The 641-nt window shown below is 66.8% G+C and carries 2 protein-coding genes; one reads left to right on the forward strand and one right to left on the reverse strand.

The features are described from left to right. A partial coding sequence (locus A5699_RS30015; RefSeq protein WP_231965789.1) for a hypothetical protein occupies window positions 1–203 on the forward strand: 203 nt, incomplete at its 5' end. On the opposite strand, the gene A5699_RS21410 is transcribed toward A5699_RS30015, so the two are convergent. Further along, window positions 143–641: MMPL family transporter (locus A5699_RS21410; protein ID WP_231965790.1), on the reverse strand; the 499-nt coding region annotated here is incomplete at its 5' end. The two genes, A5699_RS30015 and A5699_RS21410, sit on opposite strands and share 61 nt — an antisense overlap.

Here is a 641-nt window from a genome sequence, read left to right on the forward strand (position 1 = left end):
CCGGTGAAACCGTCACCACGCGCGGTGCGCTGCAGATCCCGGGGGCGTCCGCGCCGGACGTGTACATCGCCGCGCTGCTTGGCCGGTGGTTCTGGTGGCCCCAGATCGTGCGGCCGCGTCCGGCCAGCCGGATGCTGCGGCCCTACGGGACCCGGACCTCCGTGCGGAAGCTGCTCGATCCGGAGCCTGCCGAGCAGACGTAAACCCTTACCAAATCACGGGATTTGGTAAGGGTTTGTGTCTGCTCGCGGTCAGGAATCGAGGGTGCGCAGCAGGGCCCGGGTGCGAGCCCTGGTCTCGGCGGACGCGGCCGCACGATCTGGGGCCACCAGAACCACCGGCCAAGCAGCGCGGCGATGGACGGGGTCATGAACGACCGCACGATCAACGTGTCGAAAAGCAGACCGAGACCGATGGTGGTGCCGATCTGACCGAGCACGATCAGATCGCTGAAGATGAACGAGGACATCGTGAACGCGAACACCAGGCCGGCCGCGGTCACCACCTTGCCGGTGCCGGCCATGGCCCGGATGACGCCGGTTTTCAGTCCGGCTCCGATCTCCTCTTGGAACCGCGAGATCAACAGCAAGTTGTAGTCGGCGCCGACCGCCAGCAGCAGGATGATCGCCAGCGCCAGCACG

The organism is Mycobacterium sp. E802 (genome assembly GCF_001666875.1).
Taxonomy (GTDB): domain Bacteria; phylum Actinomycetota; class Actinomycetes; order Mycobacteriales; family Mycobacteriaceae; genus Mycobacterium.